Raw genomic sequence first — 1,061 nt, forward strand, 5'->3', positions numbered from 1 at the left:
TGCATCAAGACCCTCAAGGGCCTCACACCATACGAATACATCTGCAAAATCTGTTTCGACCCGATTCATCAAATGCCGGGACTAAACAGCTAGGCATCGGAGGCAGGAAGCTTCCTCGCAGACATGCCAATGCTCGCCGCGATTCTGTTTCGTTCTTCAGTGAGATGGAGAATATATGCCACCCTGTCCGCAGGAAACTCTGAAAAAAGAAGATATTCATATTGAGATATGTGGCTTATGATGGTGCATATACATATATTTTCATGAGGCCACGAAATAAAGTCATCCCACTCAAGGTCGTAAATTACCCTATCATCTATGAATCTATCGATTAAATCAACAACATCATTTAAGCTTCTCACTCCGTGTTCACGAATGTGAATGTGGGATGAAGTGCGTAACCAGCGGCGAATTTTAGTGAAGATTTGGCTGATGATCGCCATGAGAACAAAATATCCTTGGTTCAAGGGGAGTCATGGTTTCCGCGTGAGCAGGTCAATATGACCACTCTTTACTCCAAGCGCTCGAACCCAATCACCGGAGACCCGGAAGACTTCAGTGCCAGATGTTGCAGATCCCTTCCAGCCCCAACCGATTCGAAGAGCGTCGTTGGAATTTATCCCGAACAAACTGCTTCCGCCTAGACGCGCACGACCAAATATCTGGCCGCTCGGGCCCAGCGTCTTACCGAGCACGGGAGCGACGAGACCGCCGCCAAACGAAGTCCCCGCCATAATCGCGGCATCGCCCCAGTACTGGTTAACTTCGGCCTGTGCCTCTGAATGTGACGCGATATAGGTAGCCACATCGGCGGCAGCGCCTTGGGGCACATACATGGACGTGCCGTCAGGAAGTGTGACGTCAACCATCCCCGGCCCCTTGGCTTCCGGGTTTAGGCACGAACTGGGGTTGCTCGCGCAACTATTAAACAAATACCCCAATCCAGCGGTCATGGCACCTTGTTCGAAGGTTCCCCCGGCCAGGGTTGACGCTGTACCGCCGACGGCGACGGTGGTGACGAGGCCGGTATAGGGGATTTGCTGGTTGAGCAGGATGGTGAG

General features: G+C 52.0%; 2 protein-coding genes. Both read right to left on the reverse strand.

Features of this window, described 5'->3' with window-relative positions; translation table 11 throughout:
- Positions 1 to 89: 89 nt before the first annotated feature.
- Positions 90 to 443: a hypothetical protein gene (locus G4223_RS03560; RefSeq protein ID WP_163675125.1), complete on the reverse strand. Its 354-nt coding sequence runs from the start codon at positions 441 to 443 to the stop codon at positions 90 to 92.
- A gap of 30 nt (positions 444 to 473) precedes the next feature.
- A partial coding sequence (locus G4223_RS03565) for a hypothetical protein (protein WP_163675128.1) occupies positions 474 to 1,061 on the reverse strand: 588 nt, incomplete at its 5' end.

This window comes from Magnetospirillum aberrantis SpK, from assembly GCF_011022235.1.
Lineage (GTDB): Bacteria > Pseudomonadota > Alphaproteobacteria > Rhodospirillales > Magnetospirillaceae > Magnetospirillum > Magnetospirillum aberrantis.

Coding starts and splice junctions, on each gene's coding strand:
- G4223_RS03560 (WP_163675125.1), bottom strand. CDS start 443: ATGGCGATCATCAGCCAAATCTTCACTAAAATTCGCCGCTGGTTACGC.